This is a genomic window from Chloroherpetonaceae bacterium (assembly GCA_025056565.1).
Classification (GTDB): Bacteria; Bacteroidota; Chlorobiia; order Chlorobiales; family Thermochlorobacteraceae; genus Thermochlorobacter.
This window is the reverse complement of record JANWWA010000074.1, coordinates 1-517: the sequence shown is the minus strand read 5'-3', so window position 1 is coordinate 517 and position 517 is coordinate 1. Positions and strand designations below refer to the sequence as shown.

Genomic DNA, 517 nt, shown 5'->3' with positions numbered 1-517 from the left:
GGTAGGTTTCTTCGCCTGAGAGTTTGGGCAATCGCATATCCAAGATTACGGCATCAACCTTCATCTGCTGCTCAAAGAGCCGAATGCCCTCGTAGCCATCTTCGGCACAAAGCACATTATGCCCGATTGCAACTAGCATCTCCGCTAGTGTCTCGCGCACACAGCGGTCATCTTCTATCACTAAGATAGTCATTGTTCAGGGTATATTTAGTGGAAAGACAAAAGACTACGCAGCACTTGCATGGCTCTCACTTTTGCGTGTGCTGCGCAACTTGCCTCTCTCCTTAGGCAGCAGTAAGGTGAGAGTGATATACTAGCGTCCTTTCCCTCAGTCTTGACTTTTGGTGTATAGCGGCAAACAAATGTGGAAGGTTGTTCCCTTGCCTACTGTGCTTTCGCACTCAATTAGTCCAGAATGCTTCTTGATAATGCCATAGACAATAGATAAACCTAATCCTGTGCCTTTCCCAACCTCTTTTGTCGTAAAGAACGGTTCAAAAATCTTCTTCTGCAGCTC

At 46.4% G+C, this 517-nt stretch carries 2 protein-coding genes; both read right to left on the bottom strand.

Annotated elements, in window-relative coordinates:
- Positions 1-193, bottom strand: a 193-nt coding sequence (locus NZM05_12745; GenBank protein MCS7014483.1) for a response regulator, incomplete at its 3' end; no start/stop codon positions are given.
- 135 nt (positions 194-328) lie between these two features.
- Positions 329-517 (bottom strand): ATP-binding protein (locus NZM05_12740; protein MCS7014482.1); only part of this gene is annotated, 189 nt, incomplete at its 5' end.